The sequence below is a fragment of the Amycolatopsis sp. NBRC 101858 genome, from assembly GCF_030269325.1.
In the GTDB taxonomy this organism is placed as follows: domain Bacteria; phylum Actinomycetota; class Actinomycetes; order Mycobacteriales; family Pseudonocardiaceae; genus Amycolatopsis; species Amycolatopsis ponsaeliensis.
Genome location: NZ_BSTD01000001.1, coordinates 2,337,184 through 2,361,091, shown reverse-complemented (window position 1 = coordinate 2,361,091; position 23,908 = coordinate 2,337,184). Strand labels below are relative to the sequence as shown.

24 protein-coding genes are annotated in these 23,908 nt (G+C 69.9%); 14 read left to right on the top strand and 10 right to left on the bottom strand.

Annotated elements, in window-relative coordinates; all coding sequences use genetic code 11:
• The first annotated feature begins 42 nt into the window (after positions 1-42).
• The 9 genes from QSK39_RS11515 to QSK39_RS11475 all read left to right on the top strand — a co-directional run bounded on the left by QSK39_RS11515 (position 43) and on the right by QSK39_RS11475 (position 9,686).
• Positions 43-585: a nucleotide exchange factor GrpE gene (locus QSK39_RS11515; protein WP_285477599.1), complete on the top strand. Its 543-nt coding sequence runs from the start codon at positions 43-45 to the stop codon at positions 583-585.
• Positions 582-2,420, top strand: coding sequence for a dynamin family protein (locus QSK39_RS11510; RefSeq protein WP_285477598.1), 1,839 nt, complete (start codon positions 582-584; stop codon positions 2,418-2,420). Before QSK39_RS11515 ends, QSK39_RS11510 begins: the two co-directional genes overlap by 4 nt.
• Before the next feature lie 104 nt (positions 2,421-2,524).
• Positions 2,525-3,235 carry a hypothetical protein gene (locus QSK39_RS11505; RefSeq protein ID WP_285477597.1) on the top strand — a complete coding sequence of 237 codons (711 nt, stop codon included), beginning with the start codon at positions 2,525-2,527 and terminating at the stop codon, positions 3,233-3,235.
• 350 nt (positions 3,236-3,585) lie between these two features.
• Positions 3,586-5,406, top strand: coding sequence for a phosphoenolpyruvate carboxykinase (GTP) (locus QSK39_RS11500; RefSeq protein WP_285477596.1), 1,821 nt, complete (start codon positions 3,586-3,588; stop codon positions 5,404-5,406).
• Positions 5,407-5,468: 62 nt separating this feature from the next.
• Positions 5,469-6,311, top strand: coding sequence for a TIGR03621 family F420-dependent LLM class oxidoreductase (locus QSK39_RS11495; protein WP_285477595.1), 843 nt, complete (start codon positions 5,469-5,471; stop codon positions 6,309-6,311).
• Positions 6,312-6,325: 14 nt separating this feature from the next.
• On the top strand, positions 6,326-7,204 hold the full coding sequence (locus QSK39_RS11490) for a TIGR03621 family F420-dependent LLM class oxidoreductase (protein WP_285477594.1): 879 nt from the start codon (positions 6,326-6,328) through the stop codon (positions 7,202-7,204).
• Entirely contained in the window at positions 7,201-7,806 is a 606-nt protein-coding gene (locus tag QSK39_RS11485) for an ABC transporter ATP-binding protein (RefSeq protein WP_285477593.1), read from the top strand. Before QSK39_RS11490 ends, QSK39_RS11485 begins: the two co-directional genes overlap by 4 nt.
• Positions 7,800-9,077, top strand: a complete 1,278-nt coding sequence (locus tag QSK39_RS11480; protein ID WP_285477592.1) for a DUF6297 family protein — start codon at positions 7,800-7,802, stop codon at positions 9,075-9,077. The genes QSK39_RS11485 and QSK39_RS11480 overlap by 7 nt, the downstream gene beginning before the upstream one ends.
• A 30-nt stretch (positions 9,078-9,107) precedes the next feature.
• Entirely contained in the window at positions 9,108-9,686 is a 579-nt protein-coding gene (locus QSK39_RS11475) for an EndoU domain-containing protein (RefSeq protein ID WP_285477591.1), read from the top strand.
• Here the strand turns inward: QSK39_RS11475 and QSK39_RS11470 are convergent.
• Positions 9,683-9,955: a helix-turn-helix domain-containing protein gene (locus tag QSK39_RS11470; protein WP_285477590.1), complete on the bottom strand. Its 273-nt coding sequence runs from the start codon at positions 9,953-9,955 to the stop codon at positions 9,683-9,685. The genes QSK39_RS11475 and QSK39_RS11470 overlap by 4 nt on opposite strands.
• 116 nt (positions 9,956-10,071) lie before the next feature.
• Positions 10,072-11,691 carry an alpha/beta hydrolase gene (locus QSK39_RS11465; RefSeq protein ID WP_285477589.1) on the bottom strand — a complete coding sequence of 540 codons (1,620 nt, stop codon included), beginning with the start codon at positions 11,689-11,691 and terminating at the stop codon, positions 10,072-10,074.
• A 189-nt stretch (positions 11,692-11,880) separates the two neighbouring features.
• On the opposite strand from QSK39_RS11465, the gene QSK39_RS11460 reads away from it, so the two are divergent.
• Positions 11,881-12,159, top strand: coding sequence for a DUF3311 domain-containing protein (locus QSK39_RS11460; RefSeq protein ID WP_284750179.1), 279 nt, complete (start codon positions 11,881-11,883; stop codon positions 12,157-12,159).
• Positions 12,156-13,808, top strand: coding sequence for a monocarboxylate uptake permease MctP (gene mctP / locus QSK39_RS11455; RefSeq protein ID WP_285477588.1), 1,653 nt, complete (start codon positions 12,156-12,158; stop codon positions 13,806-13,808). Before QSK39_RS11460 ends, mctP begins: the two co-directional genes overlap by 4 nt.
• Here the strand turns inward: mctP and QSK39_RS11450 are convergent.
• From QSK39_RS11450 to QSK39_RS11440, 3 genes are read right to left on the bottom strand one after another with little or no spacing between them, the layout of a single operon-like run.
• Positions 13,805-14,407: a hypothetical protein gene (locus QSK39_RS11450; RefSeq protein WP_285477587.1), complete on the bottom strand. Its 603-nt coding sequence runs from the start codon at positions 14,405-14,407 to the stop codon at positions 13,805-13,807. The two genes, mctP and QSK39_RS11450, sit on opposite strands and share 4 nt — an antisense overlap.
• Before the next feature lie 19 nt (positions 14,408-14,426).
• Positions 14,427-15,605 carry an RNA polymerase sigma factor gene (locus QSK39_RS11445; protein WP_285477586.1) on the bottom strand — a complete coding sequence of 393 codons (1,179 nt, stop codon included), beginning with the start codon at positions 15,603-15,605 and terminating at the stop codon, positions 14,427-14,429.
• Positions 15,602-15,967 carry a YciI family protein gene (locus QSK39_RS11440; RefSeq protein ID WP_285477585.1) on the bottom strand — a complete coding sequence of 122 codons (366 nt, stop codon included), beginning with the start codon at positions 15,965-15,967 and terminating at the stop codon, positions 15,602-15,604. Before QSK39_RS11440 ends, QSK39_RS11445 begins: the two co-directional genes overlap by 4 nt.
• Positions 15,968-16,046: 79 nt before the next feature.
• Here QSK39_RS11440 and QSK39_RS11435 point away from each other — a divergent pair, with 79 nt between their 5' ends.
• Complete coding sequence (locus tag QSK39_RS11435) at positions 16,047-16,622, top strand: peroxidase-related enzyme (RefSeq protein WP_285477584.1); 576 nt, start codon at positions 16,047-16,049, stop codon at positions 16,620-16,622.
• Here the strand turns inward: QSK39_RS11435 and QSK39_RS11430 are convergent.
• From QSK39_RS11430 to QSK39_RS11415, 4 genes are all read right to left on the bottom strand, one after another.
• Complete coding sequence (locus QSK39_RS11430; protein WP_285477583.1) at positions 16,595-17,533, bottom strand: bifunctional helix-turn-helix transcriptional regulator/GNAT family N-acetyltransferase; 939 nt, start codon at positions 17,531-17,533, stop codon at positions 16,595-16,597. The two genes, QSK39_RS11435 and QSK39_RS11430, sit on opposite strands and share 28 nt — an antisense overlap.
• A 235-nt stretch (positions 17,534-17,768) precedes the next feature.
• Positions 17,769-17,918 carry a hypothetical protein gene (locus QSK39_RS11425; protein ID WP_284750174.1) on the bottom strand — a complete coding sequence of 50 codons (150 nt, stop codon included), beginning with the start codon at positions 17,916-17,918 and terminating at the stop codon, positions 17,769-17,771.
• Positions 17,919-18,177: 259 nt separating this feature from the next.
• A complete protein-coding gene (locus QSK39_RS11420; RefSeq protein ID WP_285477582.1) occupies positions 18,178-19,368 on the bottom strand; it encodes an ATP-binding protein in 1,191 nt (396 codons plus the stop codon).
• Positions 19,369-19,687: 319 nt separating this feature from the next.
• Positions 19,688-20,422: a MerR family transcriptional regulator gene (locus tag QSK39_RS11415; RefSeq protein WP_285477581.1), complete on the bottom strand. Its 735-nt coding sequence runs from the start codon at positions 20,420-20,422 to the stop codon at positions 19,688-19,690.
• 177 nt (positions 20,423-20,599) lie between these two features.
• Between QSK39_RS11415 and QSK39_RS11410 the strand changes: the two genes are divergently transcribed.
• On the top strand, positions 20,600-21,139 hold the full coding sequence (locus QSK39_RS11410; protein WP_285477580.1) for a DoxX family protein: 540 nt from the start codon (positions 20,600-20,602) through the stop codon (positions 21,137-21,139).
• Positions 21,140-21,190: 51 nt separating this feature from the next.
• Here QSK39_RS11410 and QSK39_RS11405 read toward each other — a convergent pair whose 3' ends face one another.
• Positions 21,191-22,480, bottom strand: coding sequence for an acetyl-CoA C-acetyltransferase (locus tag QSK39_RS11405; RefSeq protein ID WP_285477579.1), 1,290 nt, complete (start codon positions 22,478-22,480; stop codon positions 21,191-21,193).
• Between the two features lie 93 nt (positions 22,481-22,573).
• Here QSK39_RS11405 and QSK39_RS11400 point away from each other — a divergent pair, with 93 nt between their 5' ends.
• Complete coding sequence (locus tag QSK39_RS11400) at positions 22,574-23,908, top strand: 3-oxoacyl-ACP reductase (protein WP_285477578.1); 1,335 nt, start codon at positions 22,574-22,576, stop codon at positions 23,906-23,908.

Genomic DNA, 23,908 nt, shown 5'->3' with positions numbered 1-23,908 from the left:
CAAACTGGTGGAATCTGGCGGGACCGGGACGAGGTGGTGCTCATGGCGTGGTTTCGCAAGGACGGATCCGTCGATCCCGACGACACCCCCACCGGCCAGATCGCCGCGGTGAGCATCGCCCGGATCGTCGAAGAGGCCGACGCGGAGAAGGGAACCGACGCTGCCGCGACCGCGTCGGAAACCGATGTGCACCCCTTGCAGCAGGTCGCCGCCGTGTCGTCGCCGGGGCTTCGCCCCGGGCCGGGGGCTCCGCCACCCGGAGCCCCTGAAACCACTGTGGACCTCGAGCGTGCCCTCGCCGACCGGCACGCGCTGATCCAGATGTGCCTGTACGCGCTGGACCGCGCCCGCAGCGGCGGCGTCGTCGAGCGCCTCGAAGAAGGGCTCGCCGCGATCGGCGTCCAGGCCCTGCGGCCCGACGGCCAGCGGTTCGACCCGGCCCGCCACGAGGCCGGCGGCGCGATCCCCACCGAAGACCCGGCGCTCGAGGGCATCGTGGCCGAAACCGAAGTCACCGGGTTCGCCGACCACGACCGCCTGCTGCGCGCCCCGATCGTCACCGTCTACGCGAAGAAGACCCCGTGAGCGCACCCACCGCGCCGAGCCTGCCCACGCAGGTCGCGGCGGCGCGAGACCAGCTGCTGACCGTCGTCCGCGACGCCGACCCGGCCGCCGCCAAGTGGGTCGAGCAGGTCCGGCAGGCGCGGCCCAAGAAGCCGGCGGTCGTGGTCGTCGGCGAGACGAACCGCGGGAAGAGTTCGCTGGTCAACGCGCTGCTCGCGACCCCGGGACTTTCCCCTGTGGACGCCGACGTCGCCACCGCCACCTACCTCGTGTTCGACCACGCCGACGCGTGGGGCGCGCAGGCCTGCTACCCCGGTCAGCTCGCGCCGGTGCCGATCGACCTCGGCCAGCTGATCAACTGGGTCTCCGCCGCGCACGAGCTGCCGCCGGGCCAGATCCCGCCGCGGTACGTCGAGGTCACCGGCCCGGTCCCGCTGCTCGAACGACTTTCGCTGGTCGACACGCCCGGCGTCGGCGGGCTCGACTCGATGCACGGTGAGCTCGCCAAGGAAGCCGCCGCGGGCGCGACCGCGCTGCTGTTCGTCGTCGACGCGTCGGCGCCGTTCACCTCGACCGAGCTGCAGTTCCTGCGTGACGTCGGCGAGCGCGTCGAGACCGTGGTGTTCGCGCTGACCAAGGTGGACATGTTCCGCGGCTGGCGCGAGGTCATGGAGGCCGACCGGCAGCTGCTGCGCGAGCACGCGCCCCGCTTCGCCGACTCGGTGTTCCACCCGGTCTCGGCACGCATGTTCGAGACGGCCTCGAAGGCGCCCAACGAGCAGATGGCCGCGATGCTGCGGGAGAAGTCCGGCGTCGCCGCGGTGCAGACGGCACTGCAGGAGCTGCTCGTCGGCCGCTCGGCGATGCTCGGCGAGGCGAACACGCTGCGCGCGCTCTCCAGCGCGCTGGCCGAGCTGAAGGCGAAGCTGCAGGCCGAGAGCCGCGCGCTGTCCGCGGGTGAGGCCGAGGCCGAGCAGCTGCGCGAACGCCGTGACCAGCTGCAGGCCGAACGCCGGACGTCGACCCGCGGCTGGCAGCTGAAGCTGCGCGGCGAGGTGCAGCGCACGCGCGTCGAGGTCCTGCACGAGAGCAGCCGGCAGATGCGCGACGCGCAGACCCACTTCCGCCAGCTGATCGACGCGGCGAAGCGCGACGAGCTCACCGCGTTGCCGCAGCAGGTCGACATCGCGTTGCAGACGACGTCGCAGCGGATCTCGATGCTGCTCTCCCAGCGCCTGAACCAGGTCACCAACGTCTCGCTGTCGGAGCTGTTCTCCGCCGAAGAGCTCGACGTCATCCGTGCGCAGTTCGCCCGGGCCGGCGGCCCGCCGGTGGTGCTGCGGCCGCCGGACAAGAAGCCGCCGACGGCCGAGGACAAGCTGCTCGTGTTCATGGGCATCTCCGGTGGCGTCGGCGCCGGCAAGGTGGCCGCGCTGCCGCTGGCCGGCGTCGCGATCCTCAACCCCGTCGTGCTGCCCGCGACGATCATCATCGGCCTCGGCGCCGGCTGGTGGATGGCCCGCACGCGCAAGCACGCGGCCGACAAGCAGCACATGAAGCAGTGGCTCGTCGAGGCCATCGCGGACGCCCGCTCGACGCTCGACCAGCTCGTCGCCGAGCAGCTCATCGAGGCCGAGCAGCAGCTGTCGATGGCCCTGGACGAGGCGCTCGGCCGGCGCATCGATGCGATCGAAGCCGAGCTGAAGGAAGTCGACAAGACGATCAAGATGGGCGCCCAGGAACGCGCCAAGAAGATCGCGATCGTGTCGAAACGGCTCAAAGAGGTCAGCGACGGCCGCGAGCGGGCCGAAGCCTTCCTGACGCGGATCCGGGCACTGCGGGACAAGACGGCCTGACCGCCCGTCCGGTTGTGGAGCGGAACCGAACGGGCCTACGGTGAGTCATACCCTCCGACAGCAGGTCAGAGACGGCGGTACCCGGTTCTAAGGGGGCAGTTCCCATGTGGGTCGACGAGAGCGGCGGCAGCGACACCGACGCGAGCGGCACGAACGCGATGACCGTCCACGTCGACGGCCAGGAGTACCAGGCCGAGGTCAACTACGACGTGAACGAGGACGGCGTCAACGACACCGCGATCGTCGAGCACGACGACGGCACCTCCCAGGCCTTCATCGACACGAACCACGACGGTGAAGCCGACCAGTACGCCGTGCTGGACGAGACCGGGCACGTCGTCGAGCAGGCCGTCTACGACGAGGCCAGCGGCGAATGGGTCGAGGCCTCCGGGGGCGGCCACGACGACTCCGGCACCAGCGGGCACGACGACAGCTCCGGCGGCCACATCCACGCGGACATGCCGGACGGCGAGGTCGACGCGGGCGCCGCGACGATCGACACCGACCACGACGGCCACAACGACACCGCCATCGTCGAGACGAAGAGCGGCGGCACGATCGCCTTCACCGACAAGGACGGCGACGGCGAAGCCGACATCGCGGTGCAGACCGACGCGGACGGCACGACCACGACGTTCGAGCACAGCGGACCCGGCCAGTGGACCGAGGTCTCGAGTGGACTGCTGGACTCCGGCAGCGGCGAGCAGCTCGGCGACCCGGCCGACGACGCGGCGTGGGGCGCGGCCGGCACGCAGACGCTGGAGGGCGTCGCGCGCATCGACTCCGGCACCGGGCAGTGGATCTCACCCAACTGAAAGTAATCCAGGTCACAGTTTGAAAGCCCGGTGCGCGAGCGCCGGGCTTTCTTCATGTCGCAAATGAAAACGACCAGGTCACGGGTGTGATCGCGCCCACCGGAAGATTTACTGCGAATGCACCGATCCGGTGACGTCTGAATCGATTCCCTTATCGTTCTTGTGAGAGAACGTACACGTCAGCTATCGGTTACCTGCCGGTCATGCGGCTACTCTCGGGGAATCCCAAATCACGCACACCGGTTCGCCAGCCGGTGTGCGAAGCCATTCGGTCGCCGGCAACGAGGCCCGCACCGGGACAGCGTCGTTCCGGGTGCGGGCTCATTTGTCGTCGGAAGTCAGGAGTAGAGATGACCGCAGTCGCCATCCCCGGACTGGACACCGCGCCGACGACGCACACTGGCGTGCTGTCCTTCGTCCGGGAGGTCGCCGAACTGACCACCCCGGACCGTGTGGTGTGGGTCGACGGGTCAGACGAAGAGGCCGCCCGGATCAACCAGGAGCTGGTCGAGGCCGGCACGTTCGTGCAGCTCAAGTCGAAGCCCAACTCTTTCCTGGCCACCTCCGACCCCAACGACGTCGCCCGCGTCGAGGACCGCACCTTCATCTGCTCGGAGCGTCCCGAGGACGCCGGTCCCACCAACAACTGGATGGACCCGGCCGAGATGAAGGCCACCATGAGCGAGCTCTTCCGTGGCTCGATGCGCGGCCGCACGATGTACGTCATCCCGTTCTGCATGGGTCCCCTCGCCGACGAGAATCCCAAGCTGGGTATCGAAATCACCGATTTCGCCTACGTTGTCGCGTCGATGCGCGTGATGACTCGCGCAGGCAAGGCGGCCCTCGACAAGTTCGTCGCGCCGGATGGCAGCGAGCGTGAATTCGTGCCGGCTCTGCACTCCGTCGGGCACCCGCTCGAGCCGGGCGAGAAGGACGTTTCCTGGCCCTGCAACACGACCAAGTACATTTCGCACTTCCCCGAGGAGCGCGCGATCTGGAGCTACGGCTCGGGCTACGGCGGCAACTCCCTGCTGGGCAAGAAGTGCTACTCGCTGCGCATCGCTTCGGTGATGGCCCGCGACGAGGGCTGGCTCGCCGAGCACATGCTGATCCTCAAGCTGATCTCGCCCGAGGACAAGGTCCACTACGTCGCGGCGGCGTTCCCGAGCGCCTGCGGCAAGACCAACCTGGCCATGCTGCAGCCGACCATCCCGGGCTGGCGCGCCGAGACCCTCGGTGACGACATCGCCTGGATGCGCTTCGGCGAGGACGGCCGCCTGTACGCGGTCAACCCCGAGTTCGGCTTCTTCGGCGTCGCGCCGGGCACCGACTGGCACACCAACCCGAACGCGATGCGCACGATCGAGCAGGGCAACACGGTCTTCACGAACGTCGCCGTGACCGACGACGGCGACATCTGGTGGGAGGGCATGGAGAACCAGCCCGAGCACGCGACGTCGTGGAAGGGCCAGGACTGGACGCCGGACTCCGGCGAGAAGGCCGCCCACCCGAACTCGCGCTACTGCACGCCGATGTCGCAGTGCCCGATCCTCGCCGACGAGTGGGACGACCCGAAGGGCGTGCCGATCTCGGCGATCCTGTTCGGCGGCCGCCGCAAGACGACGGTGCCGCTGGTCAACGAGGCCCGCGACTGGCAGCACGGCGTGTTCATGGGCGCCACCATGTCGTCGGAGACGACGGCCGCGGCCGCCGGTGCGGTGGGCAACGTGCGCCGCGACCCGATGGCGATGCTGCCGTTCCTCGGCTACCACGCCGGTGACTACTTCAAGCACTGGCTGAACCTGGGCAAGAACGCCGACGCGAACAAGCTGCCGAAGATCTTCTACGTCAACTGGTTCCGCCGCGGCGACGACGGCCGCTTCCTGTGGCCGGGCTTCGGCGAGAACTCGCGGATCCTGAAGTGGGTCATCGAGCGCGTCGAGGGCAAGGGCAACGCCGTCGAGACGCCGATCGGGTTCGTGCCGAAGGCCGAGGACCTCGACACCGAGGGCCTGACCGAGCCGATCGAGGACATCCAGGCCGCCCTGGACGTCAAGCCCGAGGAGTGGCGCGAAGAGCTGCCGCTGATCGAGGAGTGGTTCCAGAAGATCGGCGAGGTCCCGACCTCGCTGCGGGACGAGCTCGACGCGCTGGCCCAGCGCCTGAGCTGAGCTTCGTGAGGGAGAAGGGGACGTCCTGCGGGGCGTCCCCTTCTCCGCGTAGGTTCGGGCGCATGAGACCGTTCCGCTTCGGCGTGACTTTGCTGGCGCCCGGCTCACGGGCCGAGTGGGTGGCGAAGTGCCGCCAGGCCGAGGACCTCGGCTACGACGTCGTCGGGGTGGTCGACCACCTCGGGCGGGTCGCGCCGGTGCCCGCGCTGATGCTGGCCGCGGAGGCCACCGAACGGGTCCGGCTCAACACCTACGTGCTCAACGCGAGCTTCCACAACCCGGTGCTGCTGGCCCGCGACCTCACCGGGCTCGACGAGTTCACCGGCGGCCGCCTGGAAATCGGGATCGGGGCCGGGTACGTCCGGGCGGAGTTCGAGGCCGCCGGGATCGAGTGGGGCACGCCCGGGCAGCGGTTCGCGCGGCTGGTGCGCGCGGTCACCGAACTCGAGCGCGCGTACGAGTCCCGGCCCCGGCCGCCGCTGCTGCTCGGCGGCCGCGGCGACCGCATGCTGACCTTCGCGGCCGAGCACGCCGACACGATCGCATTCACCGGCACCGCGCCCGGCGCGGCCGAGGGGCGGCTGGCCCTGGCCGGTCCCGCCGCGGTCGCCGAGCGCGTCGGCTTCGTGCACCGCGCGCTCGCCGGTCGCGACACCGAGCTGAACCTGCTGATCCACTTCATCCGGATCACCGATGACCGGCGGGTGGGCCTCGAAGCGGCGCACCGGCTCGTGCCGCACCTCGGCGCCGACGAGCTCGGCGAGCTGCCCACGGTCGTCGTCGGCTCGGTGGAATCGGCGGCCGAGCAGCTGCTGCGCACGCGGGAGACCCTCGGCGTCAGCTACTTCACGGTGGTCGAAGACGACCTGACCAGGCTCGCCCCGGTGATCGAAAAGCTCCGCTGAGTACCTTGGTCGACATGACTGGGGATTTCCGCTTCGGCGTCAACATGGTCGTGCCGGACAGCCGTGCCGCGTGGGTCGAGAAGTGCCGCAAGGTCGAGGACCTCGGCTACGACGTGCTGTCCGCGGCCGATCACCTCGGCATGGCGCCGCCGTTCCCGGCGCTCGTGCTCGCCGGCGAGGTCACTTCGCGCGTCAAGCTGAACACCTTCGTGCTCAACGCGCCCTTCTACAACCCGACACTGCTCGCGCGCGAGGTCACGGGCACCGACCAGTTCACCGAAGGCCGCCTGGAGCTGGGGCTCGGCGCGGGGTACGTCAAGGAAGAGTTCGAGGCGGCCGGGATGCCGTTCCCGTCCGCGCGCGAGCGCGTCGACCACCTCGAGCGGACGATCACCGAGCTCAAGCGGAGCTACGCCGATCCGGAGCACAAGCCGGCGCCGGTGCGTCCCGAGGGGCCGCCGCTGCTGCTGGCCGGTCGCGGTGACCGCATCCTGACCCTCGCCGCCGAGCACGCCGACATCATCGGGTTCACCGGCACGGCCAAGACGCCGGACGGCGGCGCCCTGGCTCCCGCGAGCGCGGAGGACATCGAGGAACGCGTCAAGTTCGTCCGGTCGAAGCTCGGTGACCGCAGCGGGGTCGAGTTCAACCTGCTCTGCCACTTCGTCCACATCACCGACAACCGCGCGGCAGCGCTCGAAGAGCTGGCGAAGGCGACGAAGGGCGTGCTCAGCGTCGACCAGCTCGCGGCGGTGCCGACCGCGCTGATCGGTTCGCCCCCGGAGGTCGCCGAGCAGCTCCACGCGCACCGCGAGCGGTTCGGCTTGACCTATTACACCGTCCTGGAGCAGAACGTGGAGCAGTTCGCCCCGGTGCTCGAAGCACTCCGATGATCGACGCGAAGGGCATCGGCGTCCGGGCCGGCGAGCTGTGGCTGTTCGACGACCTGGACTTCTCCGTCGACCCCGGCGAGTGCGCCGCGATCGTCGGGCCGAACGGCGTCGGCAAGTCGACCCTGATGCGCTGCTTCTACGGCATGCAGAAGCCGCAGCGGGGCCGCGTGCTCGTGGACGGCAAGGTGCCGGACGAGCGGGACGTCGAGTTCCGCCGCAAGGTGTCCGTGCTGTTCGACGACTCCGACTTCTTCGCGGAGCTGACGCCGATGCAGCACCTCGAGCTCCTGTCCGGCACGTTCGGCGCCGACCTCGGTGACCACGAGGAGCTGCTGCGGGACGCGGGCCTCGGCGAACGCATGCGCGTCACCTCCGGGCACTTCTCCGCGGGCCAGCGGCGCCGGCTGCTCCTGCTCGGCGTCACCGCGCGCCCGCACCGGGTGCTGCTGCTCGACGAGCCGGAGCGCGCGCTCGACACCGCGGGCAAGGAGTGGCTGGTCGAGGTGATCGCCCGGTCGACGGCGGCCGGCGCGGCGGTCGTGGTGGCCACGCACCACCCGCCGCTGCTCGAAGCCGCGGACAGCGTCCTAGAACTGTGGTGACCGTCGCCCCGCGCCGGATGCGGATCCCGGGCCGCAAGCGGTTCGGCGGGATCTTCAGCGGCGACACGGCTTCGTTCGTCTTCCTCTTCGGTTTCGGGTTCCTCTTCACCGCGTTCTTCCACGTCGACGCCTGGCGCCAGGCCGTCTACGGCTCGTCCCACGTGGACTTCCCGGCCGTGCTCGGGCTGCTCACGCTCTGCTGCGCGGTCGGCTGGCGCGGCCTGCTGCGCCGCGGGTTCGTGTGGGTCGAGCCGGCCGAGCTGACCTGGCTCGACTTCGCGCCGGTGGACCGCGGCCGCGTCGTCACGCTGCGGTTGCTCGGCGCCTGGACCGGCGTCGTGGCGGTGACGGGTTACCTGGCCGCGCTGATGCTCGCCGTCGGCGGGGCCGGGCTCGACCAGTGGCGCGCGGGCATCGCCGTCGTCGCCGCGACCGCGGTGGTCGCGTTCGCTTCGGCGCGGAGGACGTCGTTGCGGTTCGACGCGTTCGGCCCGCTGGCGCTCGCAGTGCTCGGGCTGGTGATCGCCGCGCTCGGCCTCGGCCCGGTGACCGTGCAGTTCGTCGCGGCCGGCGTGCTGGTCGCGGCGCTGCCGCTGGCGTTCGGCGGCGAGCCGGTGCCGCGCGCGGGCCGGGCCGCGCTGCTCGCCGGGTGGGACGGCCGGGTGCTGCGCTCGGTCGCCGTCACCTTCCTCGACCCGATGATGTTGCTGCCGCCGTCCGCGCCGATCGGCCTGTCCCTGCGGCCGCCGACCCCGCTGCGGCTGGCGGTGGCGGGCACGCTCGGCCGGTCGCGGTACGCGGGAGCGGCGGTGCTGGTCGGTTTCGCGGTGGTCGTCGCGCACATCGCGTTGCCGACCCTGCCGGGCGCGGTCCTGGCCGGCCTCGGCGCGTACGTGGCGCTCACGCCGTTCGGCGCCGGGCTCGGCGAGCTGTGGCGCAACCCGGGCCGCCGCCGCTGGCTGGGGTCGTCGAACCGCGAGCTGGTGCTGGCGCACGGCGTGGTGCTCGCCGTCGCCGGCCTGCTCTGGACGGGCGTGCTCGCGGTGGTCACCCTCGCGGGTGGGACGTCGTTCGGCCCGGGCACCTGGCTCGCGGTGCCGCTGGCGGTGCTGTCGATCTTGCGCACGGTCACGCGAACGGCCGTCGACTACGCCAATCCGGGCTTCGTCGACACCCCGATGGGGCCGATGCCCGCCAACCTGACCCGGCAGCTCTTCCGGGGCCCGGACCTGCTCGCCGTCGGGATCGTGGTGCTGTCGGCGGCCATTTGACCTACGCTCGTTGCGACGAAGGGAGCACCCGTGGGAGGCGGACACGCACCGGGCGTCGGGCAGCGGGCGACGAGCGAGTTCCCGCCCGGCTGGAGCAACGAGCACATCATCTCGGTCGTCAAGGACGTCGCGAACGACCCGAGCGAAGCCCGGTGGCAGCAGCCGAACGGCCGCTGGCGCTGCGCGGGCGAGCGGTTCAACGTGCACCTGATCGTGCTGGTCGAGGAGAACGGCAACGTCCACACGGCCTACCCGGTGGCGGGTCCCGGCGTGGTCCGCAACCCCGACGCGGCGCGCGACCCGGCGAACCCGACGGTGGCGGACCTCCAGGAGAACCGGATCAGCTTCTTCGCCGACAGCGTGCTGACGAGCCTGGCGGATCGGCTGTCTCCGGAGGAGTACACGCACTACCGGACGCTCCTGTGGTCCGGCGAGTGGGAGGAACTGGCCGACGTGCTGTCAGCCCACGCGGTCAAGCGGGGGTTCGGGTTCTCCTCGGACGAGTTCTCCGACTTCGAGAAGCTGCTGAACAGCTACGACCTGCCGGTCGCGGGCTGCGCGTTCCTCAACGACCGCGAGCACGTCCTGAACCGGCTGCGCCCGCACTAACTCGCCTGGGAAAGCGGCGGCGATCCCGCCGGCGCGACCGCGGCTCGCAGCTCCTCCAGCGGCAGCCCGACGGCGTCCGCGATCGCCGCGACCGTGAAGAACGCCGGGGTCGGAATCCGCCCGGTCTCGATCTTCCGCAGCGTCTCGACCGAGATCCCGGCCTCGCCGGCGACGTCGACCATGCTCCGACCGGCCCGGGCCGCCCGCAACGCCTGGCCGAGGCGTTCGCCCCGTTCGCGCTCTTCGTTCGTCAGCGGTACCCGCACCATGGGGCCGATTCTAATACCACCTGAGTTGTCCACCGCCTGTGGACAACTCTGTGCACAGGTGTGGAAAGGGCCCCGCCGGACCGAAGTCCGACGGGGCCCCACAACACCTGGTGGCGTCAGGCTCCCGGAGGCACCGGAAGTGCCACACCGGGCAGGCTCTGGTCGTTCGGCACGACGCCGTCGACCAGGTAGGCCTCCACGACCTTGTCCACACCCGCGTTGCCGCCGGCGTAGATGCCGTGGTCACCCTCGCCGGTGATCGTCAGCATCCGCGAACCCGCGAACGCCTTGTGCGCGCGGCGCGCGCCCTCGATCGGCGTCGCCGGGTCGTGCTCCGACTCGACGATCAGCACCGGCGGGACACCCTTGCCATCCAGCACGGGCAGCGGCGCCGGGGTCTTCTTCCAGAACAGGCACGGCTGGATGAACCAGCCGGCGCCCAGCAGCGGCTGCTGCTTGTCGATCAGCTTCTGCGAGTCCTTGATCGCGCTGTTGACGGTGCCGGTCCACGGACCCTCGTTGCACGGGATGGTCCAGAACGAAGCGTCGTAGGAGTCGCCGTCGGTCGGCACCATCAGCGGCTGCGCGCCGGAGGTGTCGGTGCTCTTGTCGGCGGCCTTGACCTTCTGCGCGGCCGACGTCTTGGCCTGCGCCGACGCGGTGCCCTGGGTCAGCGTGCGGACGCTGACCAGGTAGTCGGCCAGGCCCGGGAAGGACCGCTTCGAGTAGATGCTCGACGCGATGAAGGCGTCGAGGCCGTTGGCCGACACGCTCGAACCGTCGGGCAGGGTGACCGCGCCCTGGGTCAGGGCGTAGCGGACCTGCTCGTAGGTCTGGCGGGCCGCCTCGCCCGTGGTGCCGAAGTGGTAGAGCTTGTCGTACTTCGCCATCCACGGGAGGAAGTCCTGCCGCCAGCGGCGCTCGAAGCCGAGCGGCTGCCAGTCGAACGACTTCTGCCAGGTCGTCGTGAACTCCGTCGAGGAGTCGAGCACGAACCGGCCGGTGCGGGTGGGGTAGGCCTGGGCGTAGTGCGCGCCCATCCAGGTGCCCGCCGAGTAGCCGACCCAGTTGATCTTGTCGCGGCCGAGCAGCACGCGCAGCAGGTCGATGTCCTTGACCGTCTGGTCGGTGTTGATCAGCGGGCCCAGCTCGCCGGACTTCTGCTGGCAGGACAGCGCCGCGTACTTCGTCGCCGCGACGATCAGGTTCAGGTTCTGGCGGTCGCGGTCACGCGGGTCCAGGTCCGAGCCGGTGCCGATGGCCCCGCCGCACGTGATGTTCGTGCTCTTGCCGGTACCGCGCGGGTCGAATCCGACGATCTCCTGGTGCTCCCGCAGCTTCGGCTGGTTGCGCAGCCGGGCCGGGAAGTTGCGGCCGGGTGCGCCCGGGCCGCCGGGGTTGGTGACGACGCTGGCCGTCGCGTCCTTGGTCGCCTTCAGCCGGCTGACCGCGATGGTCAGGTCGATCTGGGCGTTCGCCTGGTACCAGTTGCGCGGCGTCTTGTAGGTCGCGCATTCCATGTCCTCGGCGCCCGCGGGCGGGGCCGTCGGCAGCTCGGCGGGGACGGCGCACTTGTGCCAGTCCAGCTTCTGGTTCGCGTACTGCGCCGGGATGTTCGTGGAGTTCAGCGGCTGCTTGCCGGCCGCGACCTCCTGGCCTGCGAAGGCCGGCGTGAACCCGGCCAGCAGGGTGCCGGCGATCGCCGGGATCACCACCGCGTAGCGGAGTCGTGTCATACGGTTGCCCCTTATCGGGTTTTCGCGTGCGGAGTCCGGCTATTGATATAGGCCGGGTGGAGGCGGGGCAACCGACGTTGGTCGGCAACGCGGTACGCGGCGATCAAATCGATATCGGACAGACGTGACGTCCTGTCACCCAGGTTCTAAGGTCAGGCGGTCGGTTACGGGAGTGTTAGGTGAGGTCCGATGTCGACTGAGAAGCACGACGGGAAGGTGCGCGGTCTGCAGTTCAGCCCGTGGAACCTGCTCCTGATCGTCCCGCTGCTGGTCCTGGTCACGCCACTGTTCAACATGGACGGTCCACGACTGTTCGGGATGCCGTTCTTCTACTGGTTCCAGTTCCTCTTCGTCGCGATCGGGGTGCTCAGCACCTGGATCGTCTACATGATGACGCGGGACAAGCCGACGGGTGACGCCCCGGACAAGCTGAGCGTCGAGGACCTGGACGAGGGGGACGCTCGATGAGCAACCTGCAGTGGCCCGAACTGATCATCTTCACGATCCTGTTCGCGCTGGTCACCGTCCTCGGGTTCATGGCGTCGCGCTGGCAGCGCGGCAGCACGCTGGACCACCTGGACGAATGGGGCCTCGGCGGCCGCAAGTTCGGCTCGTGGATCACGTGGTTCCTGCTCGGTGGCGACCTCTACACCGCGTACACGTTCGTCGCGGTGCCCGCGCTGGTGTTCAGCGCCGGCGCGCTCGGCCTGTACGCCCTGCCGTACACGATCGTCGTCTACCCGATCGTGCTGCTCCCGGCGCTGCGGATGTGGTCGGTCTCGCGGGTCCGCGGTTACGTGACCCCGGCCGACTTCGTGCGCGGGCGCTTCGGCTCCCCCATCCTCGCGCTGCTGGTGGCGATCACCGGCATCGTCGCGACGATGCCGTACATCGCGCTGCAGCTGGTCGGCCTCGAAGCCGTGCTGCGGACGATGGGCATCAACGGCTCCGGCGTCGTCGGGCACCTGCCGCTGCTGGTCGCCTTCATCATCCTGGCCTTCTACACCTACCAGTCCGGCCTGCGGGCGCCCGCGCTGATCGCGTTCGTCAAGGACATCCTGATCTACATCGTCATCCTCGTGGCGATCATCTACCTGCCCTCGAAGCTCGGCGGCTGGTCGCACATCTTCGACACGGCGGCGAAGAAGCTCGGCACGCCGAGCCCGACCACCGGCAAGCCGGCCGGGTCGATCCTGCTGACCGCCAACAACCAGCTGCAGTACGCGACGCTGGCGCTGGGTTCGGCGCTCGCGCTGTTCCTCTACCCGCACTCGCTGACCAGCGTGCTGGCTTCGCGCGGGCGCAACGTCATCAAGCGGAACATGGTCGCGCTGCCGGCGTACTCGCTGGTGCTGGGCCTGCTGGCGCTGCTCGGGTACGTGGCGATCACGGCGGGCATCAAGCCGCTGACGAACGCGGCCACCGGCAAGCCGGACAGCAACACGGTCGTTCCACTGCTGTTCGACGGCCAGTTCTCGTCGTGGTTCGCCGGGATCGCGTTCGCGGCCATCGGCATCGGAGCCTTGGTGCCGGCCGCGATCATGTCGATCGCCGCGGCGAACCTGTGGACGCGCAACATCTACAAGGAGTACATCCGCAAGAACGCGACGCCGCAGCAGGAAGCAAAGCAGGCGAAGCTCGCTTCGCTGGTCGTGAAGCTCGGCGCGGTCGTGGCGATCATCTTGCTCGACCCGCAGTATTCGATCGACCTCCAGCTCATCGGTGGCGTGCTGATCCTCCAGACGCTCCCCGCCGTGGCGCTCGCGCTGTACACGCGCTGGTTCCACCGCTGGGGCCTGATCGCGGGCTGGATCGTCGGCATCGGCTGGGGTTTGCTCATCCTGTACGGCATCCCCGGGGCCAACGGCAAGCAGCATTTCGGCACGTCGGCATTGCCGCTGGGCAACCTGTCGATCTTCGGCTGGCACCCGTTCTCGGGCTCGCAGGTCCAGATCTACGTCGGGTTCGTCGCCCTGATCGCCAACCTCGTGGTCGCGGCGATCGTCACGGTGATCGCGCGCCGGATGAAGGTGTTCAACGGCACCGACGACACCAACGCCGAGGACTACCACGCCGACGAGAACGACAAGGACCTGCGCCCCATCGGTGTCCACTAAGGACGGTTCCGGAGCACCAGCGTCCGCGAGACGAGGTAGAGCACCAGCCCGTTGAGCAGGTGCCAGAGGAAGTGCGTGCCGACCGGGACGTAGTCACATACGTCCCGGTCGAGCGTGCGCAAGCTCAGCGAGAGCGCGAAGGCCGCACCCGCGACGGCGAAGTGCGTCCAGTAGGCGTCGCGCTCGTAAGCCAGTAGCGCGGCGAAGATCCCGAGCCCGATCAGCGCGGAGAGGTAGAGGCCCCCGCCGAGCAACGCGGTGACCACGGTGAGCGCGAGAAACGCGGGCGCGGCGAGCCAGGCCAGCCGCCAGCGGTAGAAAACGCGCACGAACAGCACGACGTAGACCAGCAGGAAAACCAGAATACTGACCGAGTCCGCGGCAGCTGCCCAGCGCGTCGCGACCAGGTGAAAGACGCTGCTGGCCACGAAGACGAGCCCGATCAGCCCGGCCAGCACCCGCCCGACGCGATCCCCCGCGGCCAGCCGCCAAACCAGCACGGCGGCCACGAGAAAAGCGAGATTGCTGAGGCTGTTGAGCGGTTCACCCCAGAGCCCGGGCCCACCGCGTTCGCAGTACCCGTCGACGTAGTCCGTCACGCTGACAGCCAACCAGGGATCAGCCGCACGCAGCCAGCCTCCGGGCCAGGAATCGCCGCTGCGGCCCGGAGCACGGCAGGGTCAAAGCCCGCCGGAAGTACCGCGCGGCCGCGGCGGGGTCACCGGCCCGCAGGTGCAACGCCCCGAGCGCGGCGGGCAGCGGCAGGTGCCCGGCCAGCGCCGGGTCGCCGGCCAGCCGTTCCAGTTCGGCGATCCCGGCACCCGGTCCGTCGACCAGGGCCAGCGCGATCGCCCGGTTGAGCCGCACGACCGCCGACGGCCGGACGACCAGCAGGTCGTCGTAGAGCGCGAGGATCCGCGGCCGGTCCGGCGTCACCGCGGTGTGGCACAACGCGATGGCGGCTTCGACGTGGAACGCCGACAGTTCAGGTCCGGTGCAGGACGTTTCGAAAACCTGCGCACCCTCCCGGACGAGCGCGGTGTCCCACCGGGTCCGGTCCTGTTCGTCGATCGGCAGCAGCTCGTCCCGCGCCGGGAGCCGGCTGGCCTGCAGGAGCTCCAGCGCGAGCAAAGCGCGGACCCGCGGCAGGTCCGTCCGCGCGTCGGCGGTCAGCAGCCGGGTCAGCCGGATCGCTTCGGCGGACAGCTCGCAACGCACGGCCAGCTCCCCGGTCGTGGCCTGGTAGCCCTCGTTGAACAGCAGGTAGAGCACGTCGAGCACACTGTCCAGCCGTGACTCGAGGACCTCCGGCACCTCGACCGCTTCGCCGGACTCCCGGAACCACTTCTTCGCCCGCACCAGCCGCTGCGCGACCGTCGGCTCCTTCGTGAGCAACGCCGTGGCGATCTCGCGCACGCCCAGCCCGCCGACGATCTTCAGCGTCAGCGCGACCTGGGAGGCTCGCGGCAGGGCGGGGTGGCAGCACAGGAACATCAACGCCAGTTCGTCGTCCCGGGCCTCCTCGCCGGCCTCGGCCAGCAAGGGCAGCTTCGTTCGCAACGTCCGTTCCCGGCGAACGACGTCGAGCGCCCGGTTGCGGGCGACCCGGAAGAGCCACCCGCGCGGATTGGCCGGCACGCCGGAGACCGGCCAGACGCGCAGCGCCAGTTCGACGGCGTCGGCCAGGCAGTCCTCGGCGAGGTCCAGCCGGTCCGCGCCGAAGGCCCTGGTCAACGTGGCGAGGATCGGTCCCGCGCTCTGCCGGAACAGCCGCTCGACCACCCCGGCTGTCGTCATCGCAGATGCGCCTCGCGGGCGTCCTGGTCGGTGAGCGCGATCTCGTGCAGCACGAACCGGCCGATGCCGTCTTCGGCGATCGGGTGCTTGAGAAACAGCTTGGCGGCTTCGTCGAGGTTGTCGGCTTGAACGACGATGTAGCCGGCGATCACCTCGCTCGACTCCGTGAACGGCCCGTTCGTGACGGAGCCCGCGTGCACCACCCGCGAGTCCGGCGCCAGCCCGGCGGCGGCGACCAGGTGCCCGGCGGCCCTCAGTTCCTCCTGCCAGGCGAGGTACCGGTCGATCCCGCTCGCGACCAGCTCCGGATCCGGCTCGGCGGGTTCCGGCGGGAAGACCATGAAAGCAGCGAAAGCCGGCATGTCTGCTCCTTCATCCGAGACGACAATGGCCCCTAGACGAACGAGGCGCCACGGAATCGACACGGCTAGCGTGCAGGGTATGAGCGACGCGGTGAGCCGGTTCCCGATCACGGAACTCGAAGACTTGCCCGAAGACCTCCGCGACCGAGTCGGCGTGATCGCGGAGAAGTCCGGGTTCACGCCGAACATCTTCCGCGCCCTCGGGCACCGCCCCGCCGAGCTGCGTGCCTTCCTCGACTACCACGACGCCCTCATGGAGCGCTCCGACGGCCTGAGCAAGGCCGAACGCGAACTCGTCGTCGTCGCGACGTCCGGGGCCAACCACTGCACCTACTGCGTCGTCGCGCACGGGGCCATCCTGCGCATCCGCGCCAAGGACCCCGAGCTCGCCGACCGTGTGTCGAGCAACCCGTGGCAGGTCGAGCTGGACGAGCGCGGCCGCGCCATCGTCGACCTCGCGCTCGCCCTCGCGCAGGACTCCGCGTTGTTCGGCGAAGGCGACCTCGAAGCCGCGCGCGACGCCGGCCTCACCGATGACGAAATCTGGGACGTCGGCGCCATCACGGCGTTGTTCGCGATGTCGAACCGGCTCGCGCACCTGACCGCGCTGCGCCCGAACCCGGAGTTCTACCTGCTCGGCCGCACGCCGCGGTAGAACTCCAGGCGCCAGGTCTCGTCGGTCAGCTTCGGGCCCCAGTCGTCGAAATCCTCCTCGCGGACCAGCTCGAACCCGGCCGCGCGGTAGATCGAGCGGGCCGCGGTGAGGATCGAGACGGTCGACAGCTCCATCGCCCGGTAGCCGTGCGCCTTCGCGAAGGAGACGCACTCGGTGACCAGCCGCTTGCCGACGCCGTGGCCGCGGGCCGACGGCTCGAGCAGCAACAGCCGCAGCTTCGCCGTGTCCGCGTCCTTCCCGCGGGTGCACGCGATGCTCCCGGCGCGTTCGCCGTCGAGCTCGGCGATCCAGAACGCCTGGCCCGGGTCGTCACGAGCGGCGAAATCCGCGACGATGCCGGCGACGAGCCCTTCGAAGCGCAGGCCGAAGCCGTACTCGCGGCCGTAGAGCGCGCCGTGGCGTTCGACCACCCATCCGAGGTCACCCGGTCGTGGTGGACGCAGGACGAGGACCGGGTCGCGACGGCGCTCGCCGACCAGGTCGCCGATCGTGCGCATCGCGGCGAGCAGGCGCTCCTGGTCTTCGTCGGCGAAGCGGCCCAGCAACCCGCCGATCTGCTCGGTGGAGCGCTGGTTGAGGACGGCGAACGCGTCGCGGCCGGCCGCCGTCGGGCGCACCAGCTGGCGGCGGGCGTCCTCGTCGGAACGGGTGCGTGAGATCAGCCCGCGCGACTCGAGGCGGGCGAGCAGCCTGCTGGCGTAGCCCGCGTCGAGGTCGAGGCGCTTGCGCAGGTCGGTCACCGGCAGCGGGTCCTGGTGGGCGAGCTCGAAGAGCACGCGGGCTTCCGGCAGCGAGTACTCGGCGTCCGCCGGTCCTTCGTCGAGCACGCCGATCACTCCGGTGTAGAGCCGGTTGAACGCGCGGACCTCGGCCACCCGATCGTTGTTCATTGACCACCTCAACAAACTCGTTGACGAAGTCAAAGAATACTGCGGAAGCCGGCGACGGCAAGGGGAATTCCGTACCCCGGACATGGGAAACCCCGCGATGCTGCCAGGTCGGGGGTCCGCCAGCATCACGGGGTCGTAGGGGGTATCGACGCCACTTTGTGTGGCGTTACAGCCTCAGCACTTTGTGGCATAGGTCACTCGAATGGGCGACCGCCACAGGGTGAGGCGGAGGGGTTCAGCGCATGTAGCCCGTGCGAGCCTGCGCGATCGCGATGAGTTCCTGACGGACCGTCGCGGTCGCGGCGGTGTCGATCGCCCGGTTCAGCGCCCGGCGAGTGCGAACCTCAGCGCGACGGGCACGGAGCTTGGCGGCGATGTTGTTCATCGGTTTGCATCCCCTTCGGAGGGTCTCGGTGGCTTATGCCTCTAGTATGCACCTTTTTTCACAAGGATTCCAACGAATATCCGGTGACTTGGCACACCTGCCGATGAATCATCGGCAGACTTGGGTATGCGCCGGAGAGATCGAGGGTGGCGGCAGTCACGCCAAGGCAACCCGCTATAGCTCTCTAGCTATCTATAGTGATTTTCCGATAAAGGCTTAGGGACGCTCATAGACCGCGAGACGACCGGAAAAGCCCAGGTCAGTCGCGTCCGAGCAGGTAGTGGCCGAAGTGCGGCACGGTGAAGGCGATCTGGCCCCGCTCGGCGGAGAACACGAGGCCCTTCTTCATCAGGCTGTCGCGGGCCGGCGACAGCGAAGACGGCTTCCGCCCGAGGAACACGGCGACGTCGGCGGTGCCGGCGGGCTCGTCGCGTCCCTGGGTCAGCTCGGCCATCGCCTGCAGGTACTCCCGCTCGGCCGGCGTCGCCCGGTCGTAGCGCGAGCCGAAGAAGCCGACGGCCAGCTCCGACTCCGCTTCGGGCGCGGCGACCTGGACGTCCTTGACCGTGATCGGGTCGGACGGCGCCGCGTCCCAGGCCGCCTTGCCGTAGGCCTGGATGAAGTACGGGTAGCCGCCGGACGCGTCGAAGAGCGCGTCGAGGGCTTCCGGCTCGATGCCGGCGTCCTCGCGCTCGATCGGCGCCATCACCGCGTAGTCGGCGTCCGCGCGGTCGAGCCGGTCGATCCGCGCGTACCGGAAGAGCCGCTCGGAGTAGGACTTCGACGCCGAGAGCACGGCGGGCACGTGCGGCAGCCCGGCACCGACGACGACGAGCGGCGCGCCGGACTGCGAGAGCTCGTGGCAGGCCGCGCACAACGCCGAGACGTCGTCGGGCTGCAGGTCCTGGATCTCGTCGATGAGCAGCGCGACGCCGGTCCCGACATCCGCGGCCAGCTCGGCGACGTCGGTGAACAGCTCGACGAGGTCGATCTCGATGTCCCCGGAGTCGGCGCGGCCCTGGGCGGCGGGGACGTCGATGCCGGGCTGCCAGCGGTCGCGCAGCTTCGCGTCGGCCTTGTTGGCCCGCAGCGCGAAGGCCTTGAGCACGCCGAGCACCTCTTCGACCCGGTCCGGCGCCCGGTGCCGCACGGCGAGGTCCCGGATGGCCCGGTGCAGCGCGGCGGACAGCGGCCGCCGCAATTCGGCGTCCGGCCGCGCTTCGATCTTCCCGGCGCCCCACTTGTGCCGCACGGCCATCGCGCGCAGCTCCCCGAGCAGCACGGTCTTGCCGACCCCGCGCAGCCCGGTCAGGACGAGACTGCGTTCGGGTCTCCCCCGCGCAACCCGTTCGAGCACCACTTCGAACGCTTTGAGCTCACGCTCGCGCCCGGCCAGCTCGGGCGGCCGTTGCCCGGCGCCCGGCGCGAAGGGGTTGCGGATAGGGTCCACTCTGCCAAGTTATCGACGTATCTAGCGCGAGCCCGATAATCGGCCATAGACGGCTAGGCGTGTCGCCGAGGTTCGACCGGTCGGCCCAGTGATCACGGCGGCCCGGCGCCAGAATGACGCGCGGCGGCCGAACAGGACCGGCACCGCTTCACGGTCGGCGCGGTAGTGACCGGCAAAGGTTTCGAGAGCGCCCCCGCTACGAAGTCGTCCGGCACCTCGACACGACCCTGCGCACGCTGCTGCGCCCAGCGGGTACATAGAGACGAACAGGTCTGCAGCCCTGCTCGTCCCTACCCCCAGCGCGCACTACGACGTCGCGCTAGTCGGTCAGGTTCCGTTCCGCGTAGATCTTCATCGCGTCGCGGACGAATGCCGCGCCCGGGCCTTCGAACCCGTAGCGCGGGTCGTCGACGTACAGCTGACCCAAGCCCGCGAAGTACCCCGCGGACACCGACGACACCGCCGGTCGCAGCCATGCGTGCAGCCGCCGCGCGATCGCCTGGACGTCGTCCGCGTCGGCCGTGAGCCCGGCCGAGTGGGCCGACCCGAACGCCGCGGCGATGTCCCGCTGCTCCTGCTGGTGGGCCTGCTTCTCCTCGGCGGACAGCGCCCGCCACCACCGGTCACCCGTCGCGTACGCCGAAGCGCCCCAGCGCTCGGTGACCTCCTTCTCGTACTTCGTGTGGTCGAAGCCGTCCAAGACTTCCTCTGCCATCAGTCGTTCACCTCCTTTCAGTCTCCGTAGCGTGGTCCGGACCGAATCGATCTGCCGTCCGATCCGCTGCCGCTCCTGTTCGAGCAGCTCCAGGTGGGTCTCGAGCGCCGCGACGCGGTCGCGTTGCCCGTCCAGGACCTCCGCGATGGCCGGCAGCCCGAGGCCGAGCTCGCGCAGCAACAGGATCCGCTGCAGCCGGACGAGCGCCTGCTCGTCGTAGTAGCGGTAGCCGTTGCTGCCGACGCGGCTGGGCTCGAGCAGGCCGACCGCGCCGTAGTGACGCAGCGTCCGGCTCGTGGTCCCGGCCGAGCGGGCGATGTCCTGGATCGACCACTCCATGTCTTCGACGATAGAAGTTGACGCCGCGTCAAGGTCAACCGCTAACTCTTTCTAGCGCCATCTAGCATCGACACGATAATTCCGCAGAAACCCCGATGAGGGTTCGAGCACGGGCCGAGCGGGCACTCAGCGAGTAGGTTCGACCAGGCAGCGGCCCGTACGAGGAAGGCAACGACCGTGATACTCCGTCGACTGGCACGTCCCCTGCTGGCAGCGATGTTCGTGACCGGCGGGATCAATGCGCTGAGGCATGCCGAGGGGCACGCGAAAGCGGCGGAACCGTTCCTCAAGGGCGCTTTCGACAAGGTCGGCGACGTCGTGCCGGAGCAGGTTCCGCGCGACCCGGTGACGCTCGTCCGCATCGACGCCGCCGTCAAGATCAGCGCCGGTCTCGCGCTCGCCACCGGAAAGGCGCCTCGGCTCGCGGCCGGGCTCCTGCTCGGCAGCCTGGTGCCGACGACGCTGGCGGCGCACAGCTTCTGGACCATCAAGGACCCCGGTGAGCGCCAGCAGCAGCAGATCCAGTTCTTCAAGAACGCGGGGATGGCCGGCGGCTTGCTGCTCGCCGTCGCCGACACGCACGGGAAGCCGTCGGCGGCTTGGCGCGCGCGTCACGCGGCAAAGGACGTCGGAGCCGCCGCCGGGAAGCTGAGCCGCAAGGCCGAGAAGCGCGCGAACAAGCTCGCGAAGCGGGCTCAGAAGAAGCTCCCCGGCTAGCAGACACCAAAAGGGCCGCCCCTCGCGAGGGGCGGCCCTTTTGCGTGCTCGCTACTTCTCCAGGATCGCGGTGACGCCCTGGCCGCCGGCCGCGCAGATCGAGATCAGGCCGCGGCCGGATCCCTTCTCGTGCAGCAGCTTCGCCAGCGTCGCGACGATCCGGCCGCCGGTCGCGGCGAACGGGTGCCCGGCCGCCAGCGACGAGCCGTTGACGTTGAGCTTCGTCCGGTCGATCGCGCCGAGCGGCTCGTCCAGCTCCAGCTTCTCCTTGGCGAACGCCGGGTCCTCCCACGCCTTGAGCGTGGCCAGCACCTGCGACGCGAACGCCTCGTGGATCTCGTAGAAGTCGAAGTCCTGCAGCGAAAGCCCAGCACGCGAGAGCATCCGCGGCACGGCGTACGCGGGCGCCATCAGCAGGCCCTCCTCGCCGTGGACGTAGTCGACGGCGGCGGTCTGCGAGAACGTCAGGTACGCCTGCACCGGCAGCTTGTGCGCCTTCGCCCACTCGTCGGTGGCGAGCAGGACGGTCGACGCGCCGTCGGTCAGCGGCGTCGAGTTGCCCGCGGTCATCGTGCCGTCCGGGCCGCCGAAGGCCGGCTTGAGCTTGGCGAGCTTCTCCGCGGTCGAGTCGGCGCGCAGGTTCTGGTCGCGCGCGAGCTTGAGGAACGGCGTCACGAGGTCGTCGAAGAACCCGCGGTCGTAGGCGGCGGCGAGGTGCTGGTGGCTGGCCGCGGCCAGCTCGTCCTGCGCCTCCCGCGTGATCTCCCAGATCTTCGCGGTGAGCGCCGCGTGCTCGCCCATCGACAGGCCGGTGCGCGGCTCCTCGTTGCGCGGGATGGCCGGGACGATGTGCCCGGGCCGGATCTTCGCGACGAGCTTCAGCCGGTCGCCGAGCGTCTTCGCGGCGTTGAGCTGGATGAGGATCTGGCGCAGGTCCTCGTTGACGGCCAGCGGCGCGTCGCTCGTCGTGTCGACGCCGCCGGCGATGGCCGAGTCGATCTGGCCGAGCGCGATCTTGTTCGCGACATTGACGATGGCCTGCAAGCCGGTGCCGCACGCCATCTGGACGTCGGACGCGGGCGTCGCGGGCGAGAGCTTGCTGCCCAGCACGCTCTCGCGGGCCAGGTTGAAGTCCTTCGAGTGCTTGAGCACGGCGCCGGCGGCGACCTCGCCGATCACTTCGCCCTGCAGCGAGAAACGGCTGACCAGGCCGTCGAGCGCGGCGGTGAACATGTCCTGGTTCGACGCCTTCGCGTACGGGCCGTTCGACCGCGCGAAGGGGATCCGGTTGCCGCCGATGATCGCGACCTTGCGGACGGCTGCTGTCTTCCTGGGCGGCATGAACGTCACCTCTCTGGTCGGCTCTCTCACACTGTAACCTACTCGCAAGTAGGTTAGACTGCGACGTGACGCAGACTGCACGGGAGGCATTCGATGGCTGACAGGTACCAGCAGTTCACGAAAACCCCGTTGGGGAAGTTCGTGGTGCCGAAGCTCGGCCTGCCCAACCCCGCCACACTGCGCCGGTACAAGCCCGGGCAACCCGCCCTCGAGGGTCCCGCACTTCTCGGCGCGGCGCCCGGCGGGCGGCTCGAAAAAACCCTTCGTGACCAGCTGGCCGAGGCCGGCATCGACGTCGTCACCACTTCGGGTGACCGGCACGCGGCGCTCGTCTTCGACGCCACCGGCGTCACCGACCCTTCGGGCCTGCGCGAGGTCTACGACTTCTTCCACCCGGTGATCCGCAGCGTCGGGCCGTCCGGCCGGGTGGTCGTCCTGGGCACGCCGCCGGAGCAGGTCGAAGGCCGCGAGCGGATCGCTCAGCGCGCTCTCGAGGGCTTCGTGCGTTCCGTGGGCAAGGAGCTGAAGCGCGGCGCGACGGCTCAGCTCGTGTACGTCGCCGAAGGTGCCGAAGAGGCGACGGAGTCGACGCTGCGCTTCCTGCTCTCCGCGAAGTCCGCGTTCGTCGACGCGCAGGTCATCCGGATCGGCGCCGAGGGCAAGACGGCTTCGGCGCCCGCGAACTGGGAGAAGCCGCTCGACGGCAAGGTCGCGTTGGTCACCGGCGCGTCCCGCGGCATCGGCGCGGCGATCGCCGAGGTGCTGGCCCGCGACGGCGCGCACGTCGTCGCGCTCGACATCCCCGCCCAGGGCGGCGACCTGTCCAAGGTGGCGAACAAGATCGGCGGGTCGTCGCTGCAGCTCGACATCACTTCGCCGAGCGCGCCCGCGAAGCTCGCGGAGTACCTGAAGGAGCGTCACGGCGGCGTCGACGTCGTCGTGCACAACGCGGGCATCACGCGCGACAAGACGCTGGGCAACATGAGCGAGAGCGCGTGGGACTCGGTGATCGCGGTCAACCTGGCGTCGCAGCTCGCGGTGAACGACAAGCTGCTCGGCGACCGCGTGCTGAACGAGAACGGCCGCATCATCGGCGTCTCGTCGATCGCGGGCATTGCCGGCAACGTCGGCCAGGCGAACTACGCGACGTCGAAGGCGGGCGTCATCGGCATGGTGAACGTCGGCGCGCCGCAGCTCGCGGCGTACGGCGGCACGATCAACGCGGTCGCGCCCGGGTTCATCGAGACGAAGATGACGGCGGCGGTCCCGCTGTTCATCCGCGAGGCCGGCCGGCGGCTGTCCAGCCTCGGCCAGGGCGGCCTGCCGGTCGACGTCGCCGAGACGATCGCCTGGTACGCGAACCCGGCGTCGGCCGCGGTGAACGGCAACGTGGTCCGCGTCTGCGGCCAGGCCCTGATGGGGGCCTGA

Coding starts and splice junctions, on each gene's coding strand:
- QSK39_RS11460 (WP_284750179.1), top strand. CDS start 11,881: ATGTCGACTGAGAAGCACGACGGGAAGGTGCGCGGTCTGCAGTTCAGC.
- QSK39_RS11430 (WP_285477583.1), bottom strand. CDS start 17,533: ATGAACAACGATCGGGTGGCCGAGGTCCGCGCGTTCAACCGGCTCTAC.
- QSK39_RS11500 (WP_285477596.1), top strand. CDS start 3,586: ATGACCGCAGTCGCCATCCCCGGACTGGACACCGCGCCGACGACGCAC.
- QSK39_RS11425 (WP_284750174.1), bottom strand. CDS start 17,918: ATGAACAACATCGCCGCCAAGCTCCGTGCCCGTCGCGCTGAGGTTCGC.
- QSK39_RS11485 (WP_285477593.1), top strand. CDS start 7,201: ATGATCGACGCGAAGGGCATCGGCGTCCGGGCCGGCGAGCTGTGGCTG.
- mctP (WP_285477588.1), top strand. CDS start 12,156: ATGAGCAACCTGCAGTGGCCCGAACTGATCATCTTCACGATCCTGTTC.
- QSK39_RS11440 (WP_285477585.1), bottom strand. CDS start 15,967: ATGCCGGCTTTCGCTGCTTTCATGGTCTTCCCGCCGGAACCCGCCGAG.
- QSK39_RS11515 (WP_285477599.1), top strand. CDS start 43: ATGGCGTGGTTTCGCAAGGACGGATCCGTCGATCCCGACGACACCCCC.
- QSK39_RS11490 (WP_285477594.1), top strand. CDS start 6,326: ATGACTGGGGATTTCCGCTTCGGCGTCAACATGGTCGTGCCGGACAGC.
- QSK39_RS11470 (WP_285477590.1), bottom strand. CDS start 9,955: ATGGTGCGGGTACCGCTGACGAACGAAGAGCGCGAACGGGGCGAACGC.
- QSK39_RS11465 (WP_285477589.1), bottom strand. CDS start 11,691: ATGACACGACTCCGCTACGCGGTGGTGATCCCGGCGATCGCCGGCACC.
- QSK39_RS11445 (WP_285477586.1), bottom strand. CDS start 15,605: ATGACGACAGCCGGGGTGGTCGAGCGGCTGTTCCGGCAGAGCGCGGGA.
- QSK39_RS11435 (WP_285477584.1), top strand. CDS start 16,047: ATGAGCGACGCGGTGAGCCGGTTCCCGATCACGGAACTCGAAGACTTG.
- QSK39_RS11505 (WP_285477597.1), top strand. CDS start 2,525: ATGTGGGTCGACGAGAGCGGCGGCAGCGACACCGACGCGAGCGGCACG.
- QSK39_RS11405 (WP_285477579.1), bottom strand. CDS start 22,480: ATGCCGCCCAGGAAGACAGCAGCCGTCCGCAAGGTCGCGATCATCGGC.
- QSK39_RS11415 (WP_285477581.1), bottom strand. CDS start 20,422: ATGGAGTGGTCGATCCAGGACATCGCCCGCTCGGCCGGGACCACGAGC.
- QSK39_RS11495 (WP_285477595.1), top strand. CDS start 5,469: ATGAGACCGTTCCGCTTCGGCGTGACTTTGCTGGCGCCCGGCTCACGG.
- QSK39_RS11400 (WP_285477578.1), top strand. CDS start 22,574: ATGGCTGACAGGTACCAGCAGTTCACGAAAACCCCGTTGGGGAAGTTC.